Origin of the sequence: Escherichia sp. MOD1-EC5990, assembly GCF_002965285.1 — a bacterium.
GTDB lineage: Bacteria > Pseudomonadota > Gammaproteobacteria > Enterobacterales > Enterobacteriaceae > Escherichia > Escherichia coli_F.
Window position 1 is genome coordinate 91,359 of sequence record NZ_PTRV01000011.1, and the last position, 17,338, is coordinate 108,696.

Annotated in this window: 10 protein-coding genes; 6 read left to right on the forward strand and 4 right to left on the reverse strand. The window is 51.8% G+C overall.

All coding sequences use genetic code 11. The features are described from left to right. Positions 1-41: 41 nt before the first annotated feature. Complete coding sequence (rcsC, locus tag BEB42_RS14790) at positions 42-2,891, reverse strand: two-component system sensor histidine kinase RcsC (protein ID WP_000876047.1); 2,850 nt, start codon at positions 2,889-2,891, stop codon at positions 42-44. A gap of 166 nt (positions 2,892-3,057) precedes the next feature. Here rcsC and atoS point away from each other — a divergent pair, with 166 nt between their 5' ends. The 6 genes from atoS (at position 3,058) to atoB (ending at position 10,308) form a co-directional block, all read left to right on the forward strand. Next, the gene (gene atoS / locus BEB42_RS14795; protein ID WP_000559131.1) at positions 3,058-4,884 is read left to right on the forward strand and encodes a two-component system sensor histidine kinase AtoS; all 1,827 of its coding nucleotides are present in this window, start codon (positions 3,058-3,060) and stop codon (positions 4,882-4,884) included. Continuing rightward, on the forward strand, positions 4,881-6,266 hold the full coding sequence (gene atoC, locus BEB42_RS14800; protein WP_000125277.1) for an acetoacetate metabolism transcriptional regulator AtoC: 1,386 nt from the start codon (positions 4,881-4,883) through the stop codon (positions 6,264-6,266). The genes atoS and atoC overlap by 4 nt, the downstream gene beginning before the upstream one ends. Positions 6,267-6,461: 195 nt before the next feature. Continuing rightward, on the forward strand, positions 6,462-7,124 hold the full coding sequence (gene atoD / locus BEB42_RS14805) for an acetate CoA-transferase subunit alpha (RefSeq protein ID WP_000850525.1): 663 nt from the start codon (positions 6,462-6,464) through the stop codon (positions 7,122-7,124). Beyond that, entirely contained in the window at positions 7,124-7,774 is a 651-nt protein-coding gene (gene atoA / locus BEB42_RS14810; RefSeq protein ID WP_000339051.1) for an acetate CoA-transferase subunit beta, read from the forward strand. Before atoD ends, atoA begins: the two co-directional genes overlap by 1 nt. Further along, positions 7,771-9,093: a TIGR00366 family protein gene (locus tag BEB42_RS14815; RefSeq protein WP_000580275.1), complete on the forward strand. Its 1,323-nt coding sequence runs from the start codon at positions 7,771-7,773 to the stop codon at positions 9,091-9,093. Before atoA ends, BEB42_RS14815 begins: the two co-directional genes overlap by 4 nt. Before the next feature lie 30 nt (positions 9,094-9,123). Next, entirely contained in the window at positions 9,124-10,308 is a 1,185-nt protein-coding gene (gene atoB / locus BEB42_RS14820; RefSeq protein ID WP_000786552.1) for an acetyl-CoA acetyltransferase, read from the forward strand. Positions 10,309-10,381: 73 nt separating this feature from the next. On the opposite strand, the gene BEB42_RS14825 is transcribed toward atoB, so the two are convergent. From BEB42_RS14825 to BEB42_RS14835, 3 genes are read right to left on the reverse strand one after another with little or no spacing between them, the layout of a single operon-like run. Beyond that, the gene (locus BEB42_RS14825) at positions 10,382-11,158 is read right to left on the reverse strand and encodes a YfaP family protein (protein WP_105267433.1); all 777 of its coding nucleotides are present in this window, start codon (positions 11,156-11,158) and stop codon (positions 10,382-10,384) included. Positions 11,159-11,162: 4 nt separating this feature from the next. Further along, positions 11,163-12,812, reverse strand: a complete 1,650-nt coding sequence (locus BEB42_RS14830) for a YfaQ family protein (RefSeq protein WP_001104497.1) — start codon at positions 12,810-12,812, stop codon at positions 11,163-11,165. Beyond that, positions 12,813-17,327 (reverse strand): alpha-2-macroglobulin family protein, encoded by a 4,515-nt coding sequence (locus BEB42_RS14835; protein WP_024218628.1) that lies wholly within the window; start codon positions 17,325-17,327, stop codon positions 12,813-12,815. Positions 17,328-17,338 lie beyond the last annotated feature (11 nt).

Here is a 17,338-nt window from a genome sequence, read left to right on the forward strand (position 1 = left end):
TTTGCACTGAATGCCAGATGCGGCGTAAATGTCTTATAAGCCTACGATTCCCGCGATTTCCGGACCCTCTCGGCATATACCGTCAGTGTCTGTTTTATAACATCCAGCGTTACCGGCTTCGACAGGCAACTGTCCATACCGGACTCCAGACACCGCTGCTTCTCTTCAGCCAGCGCATTAGCAGTTACTCCGATTACCGGCAACGTCAGTCCCAACTGACGAATGCGTTGCGTCAAGCGGTAACCATCCATATTTGGCATGTTGACGTCGCTAAGCACGATATCGATATGATTCTTGCTAAGTACATTAAGCGCATCGACGCCATCATTCGCAGTTTTACATTGATAACCCAACGATCCCAACTGATCTGCCAGCAGACGCCGGTTAATCGGATGATCATCCACGACCAGAATCATCATATCGTCATTATCGCTGACCGCTTTGTCCGTCGTCGGCAGAGTGTTAGCAGGATCATCGCTCTCCATCTCGATCAGATATATACGTGCCAGCAATGCCGGGAGCTCATGCGGGGCCGCCACACTGTGTACCCACTCCCCGGGCGCTTTCTCCAGCGGAATACCAATATGACGACGACAGAAGGTCACTACCGCTCTGCCCTGCCATTTTCTACTCACTACCTCGTCGGTGATTAACACATCTTCGGGAGTCGGTTCCTGCCCTTCGTATGTTGTAACGACTATGCCGCTGCGCTGCAAACTGGTTTCCAGGAACTGACAGAGCGACGCATTGCGGACTGCCAGCCAGCAGCGTTTCCCGCTCAACCCTTCCGCGCTTTTTTTCTGCGGGTACTGAGCGCCATACAACGGAATACGCACAGTAAACTGGCTGCCCATTCCCGGTTCTGAATCTACCGAGATGTCGCCGTCCATCATGCTGATCAGTTTTTCACAAATCGCCAGACCCAGACCAGTCCCCTGGAAGTTACGCTGTACGCCCGTGCCGACCTGGAAGAAGGGATCAAACAAGCGCACCACTTCTTTCGCCGGAATCCCCACGCCGGTATCGCGAACACGGATAGAGAGATAATCGCCATCAGCGCGAACATGCAGAACTATACAGCCGGTATCGGTGAATTTTATGGCGTTACTCAACAGGTTGGAGATGACCTGCTGTAAACGCATCGGGTCGCCATTTAAGGCCACTGGCACATCCGGTTCAATAAAACAGTACAAGCCTAACTGCTTGCGTACCACCAGCGGTAAATAGTTGGCGGTGATGTGGTTCATCACTTCACGCGGTGAAAACTCACGCGGTTCGATCTTCAACTGTTCCGATTCAATCTTCGAGAAGTCGAGAATATCGCTGATAATTTTCAACAACAGGCTGGAAGAGTTGTTCATTGCCGTCACCAGACGATCGACGCCTTTTGGCAGCTCTTTGGTTTGCAACAGATCCAGGTTACCGATAATGCCATACAACGGCGTTCGCAGCTCATGACTTACGGTGGCAAGGAACATCGATTTTGACTGACTCGCCTGTTCCGCTGCTTGTGCCATCTCCTGCAACGACTCTTCCATCTTCACGCGCGAAGAAACATCCACCAGCACACAAATAGCCACGTTTTCATTACGATAGCGCGAATGGACGAAGCTGATTTGCAGATTGGTATTGTTGCTGGTCAGGACATCAACAAAATTGACCTGCTGACCACAGATAATTTGCGTCAGTCGTTGGCGATCCTCATGCGTAAGCATATTGAGATAGGTATGCGCAAGTTCGTTACTTAAAATATTAACGCCATCAGCGGTACGCAAAATGCAGATACCCACTGGCGCGGAAGCGACAATCTTGCGATTAAACTGCTCGTGCTCTTCCAGTCGCAGGGCGTCGCTTTCCGCAGGAATGAATATACGCCGCTCGTACATCCGTGCGAGAGTAAACAACGCGGCTCCGGCAAGCACATTCAGTAAAATCGCGTTAAGGATCAACATGCGAATGCGCTCCAGCACCTTATCAACCGGCACCGAATAGACGATGCTTAACGATGAAGGTGGCAGGTTTTTCTTCAGCACCAGTTCCCGGAACCCTTCCGTATAGCCAAACCAGGAACGTTCCTGCATCCAGCGAGGATCGCTCTTAATCTTGCTTTCCGGTCCGGTAAGCGAAATCAGGGTATGACCATTTTCATCAAGAATGGTAACCCCCATCGGCAACGTACCAGGTAAAAAAAAGTTCTCCATCCGGATGGTTTGCTCGACACCCAAAAGCGCCTGCAACCGGTTCGCCAGATAAACTGGCGTCAAGGCGTAAAAATACCCGACGCCAGGGCGCGGACCTTCGCTGATCCAGTAGAGGTTACTGCCACTATCATCTTGTGGTGCATTTCGATATTTATTAATGCGTTCATGCAAAGCTTTTAGCGCGGTATCGCGTTCCACTGGCATATCACGCAGACCGAAATTGGCCATGCAGAGGTTATCGCTGCCGATTAAAAATACCCGGTTGAGATCGTAAGCCGCAGAGAAATTATCGCGCCAGTAGCGCATAAACCACGCCAATGACTCCAGAGAACCTCGCCAGGTGTTACTCATTGCGGAACAATCGGAGTCGGCAAACAGTGGTTCAAACACAGGCACATCTGCCTGCGTTTCTCGTCCACGCGGCGAAAGCACACCGTTTTCTGCCGATAAGCGATTTTCAGCTATGTACTTCAGCTCTTTCATCACATCAGAGGTGCGTTGAATAAAGCGCTGAGCCTGATCGGAACTCAGATTAAATTCCTGACGAATTTCCGATTCTCGCTGATGCAACGCATTAACGATGTAAAAAACGGATGAAAAAGCAATCAACAGCCAGAGCACTAACGCCAATGCTCTGAACATGTAGCGCGAGGCTTTCAGGGTTGTACGAAAAGAAGCAAGGTATTTCAAAGGGGCGAAGCTCCGCCTCAGGTGACCGATGGAGTGTGGTTAAGGTAGCGGTAAAAGCGTGTTACCGCAATGTTCTCTCTTCTCTGGAATATGATACACCGCCGAGAAATCATCACCTTAACCTCTGATAATCGTCATATACCGGACAAGACTAGTGGGATTCAGCATGCATTATATGAAGTGGATTTATCCACGCCGCTTACGCAATCAAATGATCCTGATGGCAATCCTGATGGTCATTGTCCCAACGCTTACTATTGGTTATATCGTAGAAACGGAAGGACGTTCAGCAGTCTTATCTGAAAAAGAGAAAAAACTTTCTGCCGTGGTCAACCTGCTTAATCAGGCGCTAGGCGATCGCTACGATCTCTACAACGACTTACCACGTGAGGAGCGAATCCACGCACTGAATGCAGAACTTGCTCCCATTACTGAAAATATCACTCACGCCTTTCCTGGCATAGGCGCTGGTTATTACAACAAAACGCTGGATGCGATAATCACTTACGCGCCTTCAGCGCTGTATCAGAATAATGTGGGCGTTACTATTGCCGCAGATCACCCTGGTCGCGAAGTCATGCGTACAAATACTCCTTTGATTTATTCAGGCAGGCAGGTGCGCGGCGATATTTTGAATTCAATGATCCCCATTGAGCGTAATGGTGAAATCCTCGGTTATATCTGGGCCAATGAATTAACCGAAGATATTCGCCGCCAGGCCTGGAAAATGGATGTGAGGATTATCATTGTGCTCACCGCCGGTTTGCTGATAAGCCTGCTGTTGATTGTCCTTTTCTCCCGTCGCCTGAGCGCCAATATAGATATCATCACCGATGGTCTCGCGACTCTGGCGCAAAATATTCCCACTCGATTACCACAATTGCCCGGTGAAATGGGGCAAATTAGTCAGAGTGTCAACAACCTCGCCCAGGCACTGCGTGAAACGCGAACACTTAACGATCTGATTATTGAAAACGCTGCCGATGGCGTCATTGCCATTGACCGCCAGGGTGATGTAACCACCATGAACCCGGCAGCAGAAGTCATCACTGGCTATCAACGTCATGAACTGGTAGGGCAGCCTTACTCCATGTTGTTCGACAATACTCCGTTCTACAGTCCAGTACTGGATACGCTGGAACATGGTACCGAACATGTGGCGCTGGAGATCAGTTTTCCAGGCCGTGAGCGCACCATTGAACTCAGTGTCACTACCAGTCGTATTCATAATACGCATGGTGAAATGATAGGTGCTTTGGTGATTTTCTCTGATTTAACTGCCCGCAAAGAAACCCAGCGCCGCATGGCGCAAGCTGAACGCCTCGCCACACTGGGTGAGCTGATGGCTGGCGTGGCGCATGAAGTACGTAATCCGTTAACGGCTATTCGTGGTTATGTACAGATCTTGCGCCAACAAACCAGTGACCCAATACATCAGGAATATCTGTCCGTAGTACTCAAAGAAATCGATTCAATTAACAAAGTTATTCAGCAATTGCTCGAATTTTCACGCCCACGCCACAGTCAATGGCAACAAGTCAGCCTCAATGCATTGGTTGAAGAAACTCTGGTACTGGTACAAACCGCCGGCGTACAAGCGCGAGTCGACTTCATAAGCGAACTGGATAATGAATTAAGCCCGATTAGCGCCGATCGTGAACTGCTCAAACAGGTACTACTGAATATCCTGATCAATGCCGTCCAGGCTATCAGTGCACGAGGGAAAATTCGCATTCGAACCTGGCAGTATAGCGACTCACAACAGGCCATTTCGATAGAGGACAACGGCAGTGGCATTGATCTCTCGCTGCAAAAAAAGATCTTCGATCCCTTTTTCACTACCAAAGCCTCAGGAACCGGGCTTGGTCTGGCGTTAAGTCAACGCATCATTAATGCCCATCAGGGTGATATTCGCGTCGCCAGTTTGCCGGGCTACGGCGCAACCTTCACGCTTATTTTACCGATCAACCCGCAGGGAAATCAGACTGTATGACTGCTATTAATCGCATCCTTATTGTGGATGATGAAGATAATGTTCGCCGTATGCTGAGCACCGCTTTTGCACTACAAGGATTCGAAACACATTGTGCGAACAACGGGCGCACAGCATTACACCTGTTTGCCGATATTCACCCTGACGTGGTGTTGATGGATATCCGCATGCCAGAGATGGACGGCATCAAGGCACTCAAGGAGATGCGCAGCCATGAGACACGGACCCCCATTATTCTGATGACGGCCTATGCTGAAGTAGAAACCGCCGTCGAAGCACTACGCTGCGGAGCCTTTGACTATGTTATCAAACCGTTTGATCTCGATGAGTTGAATTTAATCGTTCAGCGCGCTTTACAACTCCAGTCAATGAAAAAAGAGATCCGTCATCTGCACCAGGCACTAAGCACCAGTTGGCAATGGGGGCACATTCTCACTAACAGCCCGGCAATGATGGACATCTGCAAAGACACCGCCAAAATTGCCCTTTCTCAGGCCAGCGTCTTGATTAGCGGTGAAAGCGGCACCGGGAAAGAGTTGATTGCCAGAGCGATTCACTACAATTCGCGGCGGGCCAAGGGGCCGTTTATTAAAGTCAACTGCGCGGCGCTGCCGGAATCGTTGCTCGAAAGTGAACTGTTTGGTCATGAAAAAGGCGCATTTACTGGTGCACAAACCCTACGTCAGGGATTATTTGAACGTGCCAACGAAGGTACTCTGCTCCTCGACGAAATTGGCGAAATGCCGCTGGTACTGCAAGCCAAATTACTACGCATTCTGCAGGAACGGGAATTTGAACGGATTGGCGGCCATCAGACCATAAAAGTTGATATCCGCATCATTGCAGCCACCAACCGTGACTTGCAGGCAATGGTAAAAGAAGGCACCTTCCGTGAAGATCTCTTTTATCGCCTTAACGTTATTCATTTAATACTGCCGCCTCTGCGCGATCGTCGGGAAGATATTTCCCTCTTAGCTAATCACTTTTTGCAAAAATTCAGTAGTGAGAATCAGCGCGATATTATCGACATCGATCCGATGGCAATGTCGCTGCTTACCGCATGGTCATGGCCGGGAAATATTCGAGAGCTTTCCAACGTTATTGAACGCGCCGTCGTGATGAATTCAGGCCCGATCATTTTTTCTGAGGATCTTCCGCCGCAGATTCGTCAGCCAGTCTGTAATGCTGGTGAAGCAAAAACAGCCCCTGTCGGTGAGCGTAATTTAAAAGAGGAAATTAAACGCGTCGAAAAACGCATCATTATGGAAGTGCTGGAACAACAAGAAGGAAACCGAACCCGCACTGCTTTAATGCTGGGCATCAGTCGCCGTGCATTGATGTATAAACTCCAGGAATACGGTATCGATCCGGCGGATGTATAACACCAAAACTTGCTATGCAGAAATTTGCACAGTGCGCAAATTTCTGCATAGCCGTTCATTCAGCCTCTTAATCTCCACCTTATTTATTCTTTACTATTCAATGAATTAAAAAACAATATCAAACATTTTCATTCTGGCACTCCCCTTGCTATTCCCTGACTGTACCCACAACGGTGTATGCAAGAGGGATAAATAATGAAAACAAAATTGATGACATTACAAGACGCCTCCGGCTTCTTTCGTGACGGCATGACCATCATGGTGGGCGGATTTATGGGAATTGGCACTCCATCCCGCCTGGTGGAAGCATTACTGGAATCTGGCGTTCGCGACCTGACATTGATAGCCAATGATACCGCGTTTGTTGATACCGGCATCGGTCCGCTCATCGTCAATGGTCGAGTCCGCAAAGTAATTGCTTCACATATCGGCACCAACCCGGAAACCGGACGGCGCATGATTTCTGGCGAAATGGAGGTCGTTCTCGTACCGCAAGGTACATTGATTGAGCAAATTCGCTGTGGTGGAGCTGGACTTGGTGGTTTTCTCACGCCAACTGGTGTCGGCACCGTCGTAGAGGAAGGCAAACAGACGCTGACACTCGACGGTAAAACCTGGCTGCTTGAACGTCCACTGCGCGCCGACCTGGCGCTCATTCGCGCCCATCGTTGCGACACACTTGGCAACCTGACCTACCAACTTAGCGCCCGCAACTTTAACCCCCTGATTGCCCTTGCGGCTGATATCACGCTGGTGGAGCCAGATGAACTGGTCGAAACCGGCGAACTGCAACCTGACCATATAGTCACCCCTGGTGCCGTTATCGACCACATCATCGTTTCACAGGAGAGCAAATAATGGATGCGAAACAACGTATTGCACGCCGTGTGGCGCAAGAGCTTCGTGATGGTGACATCGTTAACTTAGGGATCGGTTTACCCACAATGGTCGCCAATTATTTACCGGAGGATATTCATATCACTCTGCAATCGGAAAATGGCTTCCTCGGTTTAGGCCCAGTCACTACAGCGCATCCAGATCTGGTGAACGCTGGCGGGCAACCATGCGGCATTTTACCCGGCGCAGCGATGTTCGACAGCGCAATGTCGTTTGCGCTGATTCGTGGTGGTCATATTGATGCCTGCGTACTCGGTGGTTTGCAGGTAGACGAAGAAGCAAACCTCGCGAACTGGGTAGTGCCTGGGAAAATGGTGCCCGGTATGGGTGGCGCGATGGATCTGGTGACCGGGTCGCGCAAAGTGATCATCGCCATGGAACATTGCGCCAAAGATGGTTCAGCAAAAATTTTGCGCCGCTGCACCATGCCGCTCACTGCGCAACACGCGGTGCATATGCTGGTCACTGAACTGGCAGTCTTTCGTTTCATTGACGGCAAAATGTGGCTCACCGAAATTGCCGACGGGTGTGATTTAGCCACCGTGCGTGCCAAAACCGAAGCTCAGTTTGAAGTCGCCGCCGATCTGAATACGCAGCGGGGTGATTTATGATTGGTCGCATCTCGCGTTTTATGACGCGTTTTGTCAGCCGGTGGCTTCCCGATCCACTGATCTTTGCCATGTTGCTGACATTGCTAACGTTCGTGATCGCGCTTTGGTTAACACCACAAACGCCGATCAGCATGGTGAAAATGTGGGGGGACGGTTTCTGGAACTTGCTGGCGTTCGGTATGCAGATGGCGCTTATCATCGTTACCGGTCATGCCCTTGCCAGCTCTGCTCCGGTGAAAAGCTTGCTGCGTACTGCCGCTTCCGCCGCAAAGACGCCCGTACAGGGCGTCATGCTGGTCACTTTCTTCGGTTCAGTCGCTTGTGTCATCAACTGGGGATTTGGTCTGGTTGTCGGAGCAATGTTCGCCCGTGAAGTCGCCCGGCGAGTACCCGGTTCTGATTATCCGTTGCTCATTGCCTGCGCCTACATTGGTTTTCTTACCTGGGGTGGCGGTTTCTCTGGCTCAATGCCTCTGTTGGCTGCCACACCGGGCAACCCGGTTGAGCATATCGCCGGGCTGATCCCGGTGGGCGATACTCTGTTCAGTGGTTTTAATATTTTCATCACTGTGGCGTTGATTGTGGTGATGCCATTTATCACCCGCATGATGATGCCAAAACCCTCCGACGTGGTGAGTATCGATCCGAAACTACTCATGGAAGAGGCTGATTTTCAGAAGCAGCTACCGAAAGATGCCCCACCATCCGAGCGACTGGAGGAAAGTCGCATCCTGACGTTGATCATCGGCGCACTCGGTATCGCTTACCTGGCGATGTACTTCAGCGAACATGGCTTCAACATCACCATCAATACCGTCAACCTGATGTTTATGATTGCGGGTCTGCTGCTACATAAAACGCCAATGGCTTATATGCGTGCTATCAGCGCGGCAGCACGCAGTACCGCCGGAATTCTGGTGCAATTCCCCTTCTACGCGGGGATCCAACTGATGATGGAGCACTCCGGTCTGGGCGGACTCATTACCGAATTCTTCATCAATGTTGCGAACAAAGACACCTTCCCGGTAATGACCTTCTTTAGTTCTGCACTGATTAACTTCGCCGTTCCGTCTGGCGGCGGTCACTGGGTTATTCAGGGACCTTTCGTGATACCCGCAGCCCAGGCGCTGGGAGCCGATCTCGGTAAATCAGTAATGGCGATAGCTTACGGTGAACAGTGGATGAATATGGCACAACCGTTCTGGGCGCTGCCAGCACTGGCAATCGCCGGACTCGGTGTCCGCGACATCATGGGCTATTGCATCACTGCTCTGCTTTTCTCCGGCGTCATTTTCGTCATTGGTTTAACGCTGTTCTGACGGCAACTTTACAGACAGAAGGAATATAAAATGAAAAATTGTGTCATCGTCAGTGCGGTACGTACTGCCATCGGTAGTTTTAATGGTTCACTCGCCTCCACCAGCGCCATCGATCTGGGAGCAACAGTAATTCAGGCCGCTATTGAACGCGCAAAAATCGATTCACAACATATCGATGAAGTGATTATGGGTAACGTGTTGCAAGCCGGGCTGGGGCAAAATCCGGCGCGTCAGGCACTGTTAAAAAGCGGACTGGCCGAAACGGTGTGCGGATTCACGGTCAATAAAGTGTGTGGTTCGGGTCTGAAAAGCGTGGCGCTTGCCGCCCAGGCAATTCAGGCAGGTCAGGCGCAGAGCATTGTGGCGGGGGGTATGGAAAATATGAGTTTAGCGCCCTACTTACTCGATGCAAAAGCGCGCTCTGGTTATCGTCTGGGAGACGGACAGGTTTATGACGTAATCCTGCGCGATGGCCTGATGTGCGCCACCCATGGTTATCATATGGGAATTACCGCCGAAAACGTGGCTAAGGAGTACGGGATTACCCGCGAAATGCAGGATGAACTGGCGCTACATTCACAGCGTAAAGCGGCTGCCGCAATTGAGTCCGGTGCTTTTACAGCCGAAATCGTCCCGGTAAATGTTGTCACCCGGAAGAAAACCCTCGTCTTCAGTCAAGACGAATTCCCGAAACCAGATTCTACTAAAGAAGCTCTGGCTGCATTGCGTCCGGCCTTCGATAAAGCAGGTACTGTCACCGCCGGGAACGCGTCAGGTATTAACGACGGTGCTGCCGCTCTGGTGATTATGGAAGAATCTACGGCGCTGGCAGCAGGCCTTACCCCCCTGGCTCGCATTAAAAGTTATGCCAGCGGTGGCGTGCCCCCCGCATTGATGGGTATGGGGCCAGTACCTGCCACGCAAAAAGCGTTACAACTGGCGGGGCTGCAGCTGGCAGACATTGATCTTATCGAAGCCAATGAAGCATTTGCCGCGCAGTTCCTTGCCGTTGGGAAAACACTGGGCTTTGATCCTGAGAAAGTGAATGTCAACGGCGGGGCCATCGCGCTGGGGCATCCTATCGGCGCCAGCGGTGCGCGTATTCTGGTCACACTATTACATGCAATGCAGGCACGCGATAAAACGCTGGGTCTGGCAACGTTGTGCATTGGCGGCGGTCAAGGAATTGCGATGGTGATTGAACGATTGAATTAACATTTAAAAACGCCCGGTAGCGAAAGTCATCGGGCGTTTTCTTGAACATTGACAGTAAAGATAACCTCAGTAATCACCAGTCAAAACTTTTCACCAGCGTCAGTTCGCCAGCATTACGCATCGGTACAATAAATGTTTCCTGTTTCTCATTAACCGATCCTTCATCGGTGATCAACGTCAGTTGGGCGGTCGTCAATTCCGTTTCGCTGCGTCCGCCATAGTAGTTGATATATACCTGATAGCGCCCGTGAACTGGTGCTGGCATGGCGAAAATCTCCGGTCCGTACCCCGTCGTGACATCCATATCCAGTGCACCACTGTTTTTCAGCACGGTGTTACCGTACCAGGCGTGTTCGCCATCAGGTGTGACAACGTGAAGATCGAGGTCGGTATTGTCCGTATCCCAGGAGAGAACCAGCCGTAAACGCGCGCGGATCACTCCAGCGCCCGGCGTTGAGTAAAACTGCATTTTTTGTCGGCTTTGCCCATCTGGGCTGATGACCTGCACGCTGTTGCTGCCTTCAGTGAAAATATAAGGGCGTGCAAATGAACCATCGGATTCAATTCTCTGCGGCATACTGGCACCGTTGACCACCAGCCGGCCCTGCTGAACTTTACCCGCCGCAGCATAATTCTTTATTTTGCCGCGGATCTGCGCTGAGATATTTTGATCATCTGCCATGTTGACGGACGACGCCGGGTAATTGATCGATTGTGAAAAACTGGCATCTTCGCCCTCTGCCGGATGCCAGCCAGAGAGCGGTGCATCAATCTCGACTTCCTGCACACCTTCGCCATGGGCAACAGGCGAAAGCGCCACCAGTAACAACAGAAGAAAAATCTTTCGCATAGCATTAGTCCATTAATAATTGTCGGGTCAGCGTTTCGATATAGTTCTCATCAAGCCCGGTGGGATAACCATCAAAGGCCAGGTGCAGATACTCATGGGTTAAATCCAGCCGATCCTGAAGCGTAAAGAAGTTACGAATAAACAGCCGTTTCTGCTGCCGATCGGTATAGGGGAAACCTGAGACTAAACGGCAGACCGCAAACACGTCTGGTTCGTTGTACCCCGTTTCACCTTGTAACATACGCCGCCACTGCGGCATTTTTTTCGCCAGCCAGGCCTTCGCTTTGGGTAATAACTGGCAGGTTGAGCGCGGCGCTCCCCAGCGGCTAAGGCTATTGTCGGGATAAGCAAACGCGAGTATCTGATCGTAACGCTCTCCCTGCCCCGCCTGGGCGGTGGCTTGCCGCCAGGAGAGTGTCCCTTCGGTAGCGCGACTGCCGTGATAATGGACCGGGTCGCCCGCATAGATGAGATCCTGCGTCCAGGCGGTCATCATTCGCGCCCCCGTGGTAGCTGGCGAAGCAGAAACACGCTGCGTGGCACTGCTGTCGGGGATGGTCAGGCAATCGCCTTCCCGATTGGCGTTTTGCTGTAAGAAAGTGCGAATCGCCACGGTCATAGCTTTCGCTGCCTCAGGGGGCGTACTTTTCGCCTCGCGGTCCAGTACTCTGGCAACGTACTCTTCACGATCAAGATGCGACTGCAATTTCAGTTTGCCCTTTTCGGTCAGTAAGGTCGTCTCACCGTGGCTGACAAACGTAATGTGGTTACCATTGGCAAACGTCACACGATAGCGCCCATTAAGTACGCCGGGTTTTATTGCTGTCGTACTCTTTTCCGCCGTGATTTTCTTCAGCGGATAACGGGCAAACAGCTCCACCTCTACACATTGCCCACTGGCAACTTGCGTCGGCACTGGCAATACCCGATTAAGCACCGTCGCATAACGGGTCAGTACCGTTTTGCTGGTGCCACTGCCAGTAACCCACAGCGGTGTACCATCGGTTAACCAGCCGGCAAAACCACCCTGACGGATTTCCTGTTTTTCATCGGCAAACCAGCTCCAGGTTTTCACCCTTACCCGACTACCGAGCATGGATGCGACACCGATTTTCGCCTCGTCCAGCACCACATCCAGTAAGATTTCCTGAGCTTTGTTTTGCGCGGGTAACGTCGCTAATGAATCAAGCAGCGATTTAACCGTTACCGAGGTTTCTGGCTTCAGCGTAGGAAGAGACGCTAACCACGCAGGTGCCTGACGCTGTTGCCAGTATTGCCCCCAAACATCTGCACCAATATGCAACCGTTGCGGCGCAAAATAGAGTCCACAGGAGCGTACCAGCGCGGTATCGCGCGTTATGCTCTCCCCAGCCTGACAACAATAAACCTCTTCCGGGGAGTTTCCGCGACACTGGTAGGGCTGCTCTGGTTGATGGGTATCCTCCAGCCAGGCGTAAACATACAGTTTCCACAAACTCCCTAATGGCGTGGTGAGCGAGTCAGGTAATGCCGAGACTTTGGTCACGCCTGATGACGACAGCTGATACAGTTGATCGTGCTGCGCGCCCCGCAGCGCCAGTTGTAACGGCGTCTCCTCCGCAAGCGTTGGCAGAGTAACCAACGCTAATAGCCAGACGATTCTGCGCCAGTTCACTTATTTCACCTGCATCCCGGTCCATTCGCTCCCTGCCGCAACACTTTGCTGTGCAGGTGCATAGGAACGCACATAACGAGCAGGAGGCAGAACGAATTGCCCTTTTTGCGAGAAACGCAGCAAATGGCGGAAGGTGACCGTTCCCGTCAGTTCTTTTACCGGCACCATATAGGCCAGTTCACCCATTTCATTTCGCGCTTTTTCCAGCAACTGCCCCTGCTGTTTCGCGGCGTTGGGTTTATTGACCGAAATGCCCCACGTTGTCCGCTCAACGTCAGCCCCCGGCGGGAGCGGTACTTCCACCTGACCGTAGCGTAGAACTGCATCCTGCTCGCTGGTAAGCGTGATTTCATCGAGATACAGCGCATCGCTGTCAATCTCATTGCTGGTCAGCGGCTGCAGAGTAAAGCTCATCTCTTCTTCACCCGGGATAAGCCGATACAACTGTCGTTCAACGGTCACCGGAATGTTACTTTGTTGAGCCGTTTTTGCCGGTTCACGCCAGCGAACCTGCACGTTTTGCGGCGGTAATTCGTCACCAAAAGAGAGAATGTCCGGCACGCCCTGACCAACCCAACGCCAGTATTCACCCCCTCCGGTTAACTTATGTTTGGCCCATGCGCCCGCAGGAGCAGGTAACGTAACCGGAGGCATCGTCGCCATATATTTCGCCAGCCAGTTCATTGCCAGCGCGCGCTCAATAGTGGATTGTTCAGCGGTTAAACCACTTAAAATAGCGGCAGCCTGGGTGGTGTCGCCTCCGCTATTGAGCAGCACAACCGTGTGCGCCAGCGGCTGGTTACTGTTTGCCGCTTTATCCCACGCATATTGCTGAACCTGTGCCATCACAGTGGACTTCAACTGCGCTTTTTTCAGCAACGTCATGGTTAAGACGTTTGCCACCGCATCTGCCAGTGGAGATTCAGGTGTATCGAGGATCAGGCTGTCATTGATATCGCTGGTGTCTGCCTCAGAGAAATCTTTAGTTTTAGTTCCGCGCCGGGCGATAGCTTCATCCAACCCTTTCAACAACGTTTTGCACGGCAGATTCATCTCCTGCGCCCACGCCAGCACCAGCGCCCGATGCAATAACGGCATGTTATCCGCCTGCTCCGCGTAGCTGTCGAGCATATGCTGCCAGTATTCCGGTTGTTGCGTTACGCCGAGCGCCTGGCTGGCCTGCCAGTCGGCGTACCATGCCCATGCCGTGAGGAATGCGTCGCCATTGCCATCTTCACCCCACCAGGTAAAGCGCGCTCCTGGCCCCGCCAGTTGCATCAGCCGCAGACGGTTATCCTGAATCATCTGACGAATGTCGTTAGCGGCGGCACTTTGATGATCGGCAAGTGAACGCCAAGCGAGACTGAGCGGGATCAGACGGCTACCGGTGTTGATCACGCCACCCCACGGTTCATCGACTAACGCATCAAGATTGTTACGGAAAATCTCCTGCGGCGTTTCGCTACTTTGTAGCCGGATATTGCTCGCCTGCTCGGGCAACATCAGCGCGTTATCGCCACCGCCGAGCATGACATTTTTCTGCTGTTCAATGGGCCAGCTGTTATCCACAAAAGACAGTTTTGTGCTAATACTGTCCTGCACTTGCCCATTTTGTTGCAGTTCTGCACTTAACAAGCCAGATTGCTGAATATTCTGCGTCAGCGAAATATAATTCGCCCCTTTATGCAACGTCAGCGTCTGACGCACCTCCGCGCCTGAAAATTTAGTCACCAGTGCCACCGGTTCGTTATCCTGCTGACTGAAGATAAACAGTCCTGCCGCCGGTTTGTCACCCATGCGATATACCGTTGGCATACTCCACTTCATGTAGAGATTTTTTTCCGAACGCAAATAAGCACGCCCCTGCCCGACCAGCCCGTCGCCGTTCATCCCACGCGCGGTGATGCGCCAGCGGGTTAATGAATCAGGCATCAGGAACGTGAAATACGCTTTGCCTTGTTTATCGGTTGTGAGTGACGGCATCCAGGCAGCGGTATCCACCTCTTCACGCCGTGGACGTTCCAGCATTTTCACTCGCCGCTCGCTGCGGTTAGTCGCGCCAGGCGCAACAGGTTCGCTGGAGAGCGCCTGGTCGTAGCTGATAAATGACAGGCTGGAGCTGGTACGCACATTGTTACGCCCCAGCGGATAGAAAAATTTGCCGATATTCGGCGCGATTTCCGGTTGCAGCGCGTAGATCATTTCATCGACCACGCCAACCGTTAACTGCGCAGAAACTGGTTTACCTTTCAGCAACGAGGTTAATTCGACATTGACCAGTTCACCTGGCTGGTAATGGGTTTTGTCCGTTTTCACCCGAATATCCAACTGGGGAACGGCAACTTTGATTCCGGCGTTCTGAAAACTGTACTGACCGTTACGGGTATACAGCACCGAAAAAGTGATGTTAGGCGCAAAGGAATTGCTCACCGGTACGCGGGCTTCATACTGGGTATCGTTTAAACGTTGTAACGTCAGCCAGTTTGCCGGATGCGATAGCAGCGACTGCTGTTCCACGCGATCGCGTTCCAGCGTCAATAATGCTTCATCAATTGGCTCCGGGAAGGTAATCAGCATCTTCGCGGTTTCGCCAGGCTGGTACAACGTTTTATCTGCCACGATATCTACCGTACCAGTATGCGACGTGCTGCCCTTACCGCTGACGGCATGGCTTAACCCGGCGAGAATTAAGCCGTCTTTATCGCGTAACGTCAGGTTGTAGTTGCCTGGTTTATCGAAATTGACGGTAAAGGATTTGCCGCCAGGAGGTAGATCTCCGCTGTGGCTCGTGCGGTCTTCCAGACGCAACCACTCATACGTAACAGGAACCTGTTTTGAAGATTCCAGCGCAGCATAACGGAAAACAACCGATCCACCGCTATTGCTGTATTGTGCGGCGGTGCTCAAAGTGTAATGCGCCAGACCGCGTTCAATGAGGATCTCTTTGGTGGTGGTAACACGATACGCCGCGCCGTCACTGGCGGAGACAGTTAACAAATAACGGCTTGGTTTATCGGCGGCGGGGAGATTTAACGCCACATGACCATTATCGTCGGAAACCGTTTCACTGCCTTCCAGCGACACCGGGAAACGTCCGGCATAGCGCAAATCGTTACCGACCATTGATAATTGCTGAGCGCGCAAACTTAACTGCACGCGGGCATCTTTTACCGGCTCGCCATCCGGGTAAAGCAGTTGCAGTTTACCGCTAACCGCTTCGCCTGTTTTGAACTCTTTTTTGTCGAGAGCTAAACCAATCTCAAAATGTGGCTTGATATAGTTGGCTACGCGAAAACTACTGCTATAGACCTGTTTGCGGTAAGCAAGACGTAATTCATAACCTCCGGCAACGGCATTTTCTGGCAGGCGGAAACTCCCCTGCCCGCCATTACGCGCATCCAGCGTGACATTGACGGTTTGCAACAGGCTGCCATTAGCATCCAGCACTGAAAGTTTCGCCGGTGCGCTGACGATAGGGGATGAATGCAACGGATCGTGGAACTCGCGGCCCATCACTTTAACATCGACACGATCGCCTGCGCGATATAGCGGGCGATCAGTAAAGATATACAAGCGGGTATTATAGATTTCACTTTCGTAGAAAAAATTCTCGGAGACAAAAACGCCGCCTTCTGCATCTTTACCCAGAATGTATGAACGTTCAGGCGATATATGTTGTAACTGTAAGGTGCCGCTGTCATCGGTGATACCTCGGGTCATCACGCCAAGACCGTCAGTCCACAGAATTTCTGATCCCGGCTTCGCTTCCCCCTTCTTTTTGCCGGCGGTCCATACCAGAAGCTCGTTACCCGACACTTTACTCAACGCCACGGTATCAGAGACAAATACCACCGTCGTTGCCCGATACCCACCGACCATCGCCTCGACGAGATACAGTCCCGGCTCTTGTTTGCCGAGAGGAATATAGATGTTGCCCGGCTGCGGCGAGATGAAATTGCTGGATGCGCCTTCCAGTTTTACCCCTTGCTGCGGCTCGACCGGTTTTGCCTGCCATAGTGGATAGCGGAACTGTTCCACCAGTGGATATTTTTTCAGCGGTGAAAACTGGCTGTTCTGTACATAACGGGAAGGTTTAACAATGGCATTACCGAGCTGTAATTCGGGTAACGCCTGAGTCACATTCTGCCGTGACTGAGAAGAGAAAGTACGCTGCATTACACGGCGAGATTTGCCATACCAGTTATCCCACAGCCAGGTTAGCGTATTGTTCAGCCCGTCGCCCAGATATTGCGGTTGCACCACAATGCGATGCAGGTTTTTCTGCTGGCGCAAAAATGCCATCGGGTCAGGAATACGATACAGGCGAACGTCCACGCCGCCGTACTCTTCCATCTGGTAACGTCGATAATCACGCCCCGGCGCTTCAAGTCGCACTTTCGCCTCTTCAGTGCTGCTAAAACTGCTGTCAGCGAGCAAAAAGAATGTTCCCCCAGCGGGCGGCGCATAGTTACTGGAAGGAAGCGAATCATCAGCATTAGCAAGCCCTGTTCCCACAAGAGACAGGC

Coding starts and splice junctions, on each gene's coding strand:
- atoD (WP_000850525.1), top strand. CDS start 6,462: ATGAAAACAAAATTGATGACATTACAAGACGCCTCCGGCTTCTTTCGT.
- atoC (WP_000125277.1), top strand. CDS start 4,881: ATGACTGCTATTAATCGCATCCTTATTGTGGATGATGAAGATAATGTT.
- atoS (WP_000559131.1), top strand. CDS start 3,058: ATGCATTATATGAAGTGGATTTATCCACGCCGCTTACGCAATCAAATG.
- BEB42_RS14815 (WP_000580275.1), top strand. CDS start 7,771: ATGATTGGTCGCATCTCGCGTTTTATGACGCGTTTTGTCAGCCGGTGG.
- atoA (WP_000339051.1), top strand. CDS start 7,124: ATGGATGCGAAACAACGTATTGCACGCCGTGTGGCGCAAGAGCTTCGT.
- atoB (WP_000786552.1), top strand. CDS start 9,124: ATGAAAAATTGTGTCATCGTCAGTGCGGTACGTACTGCCATCGGTAGT.
- BEB42_RS14825 (WP_105267433.1), bottom strand. CDS start 11,158: ATGCGAAAGATTTTTCTTCTGTTGTTACTGGTGGCGCTTTCGCCTGTT.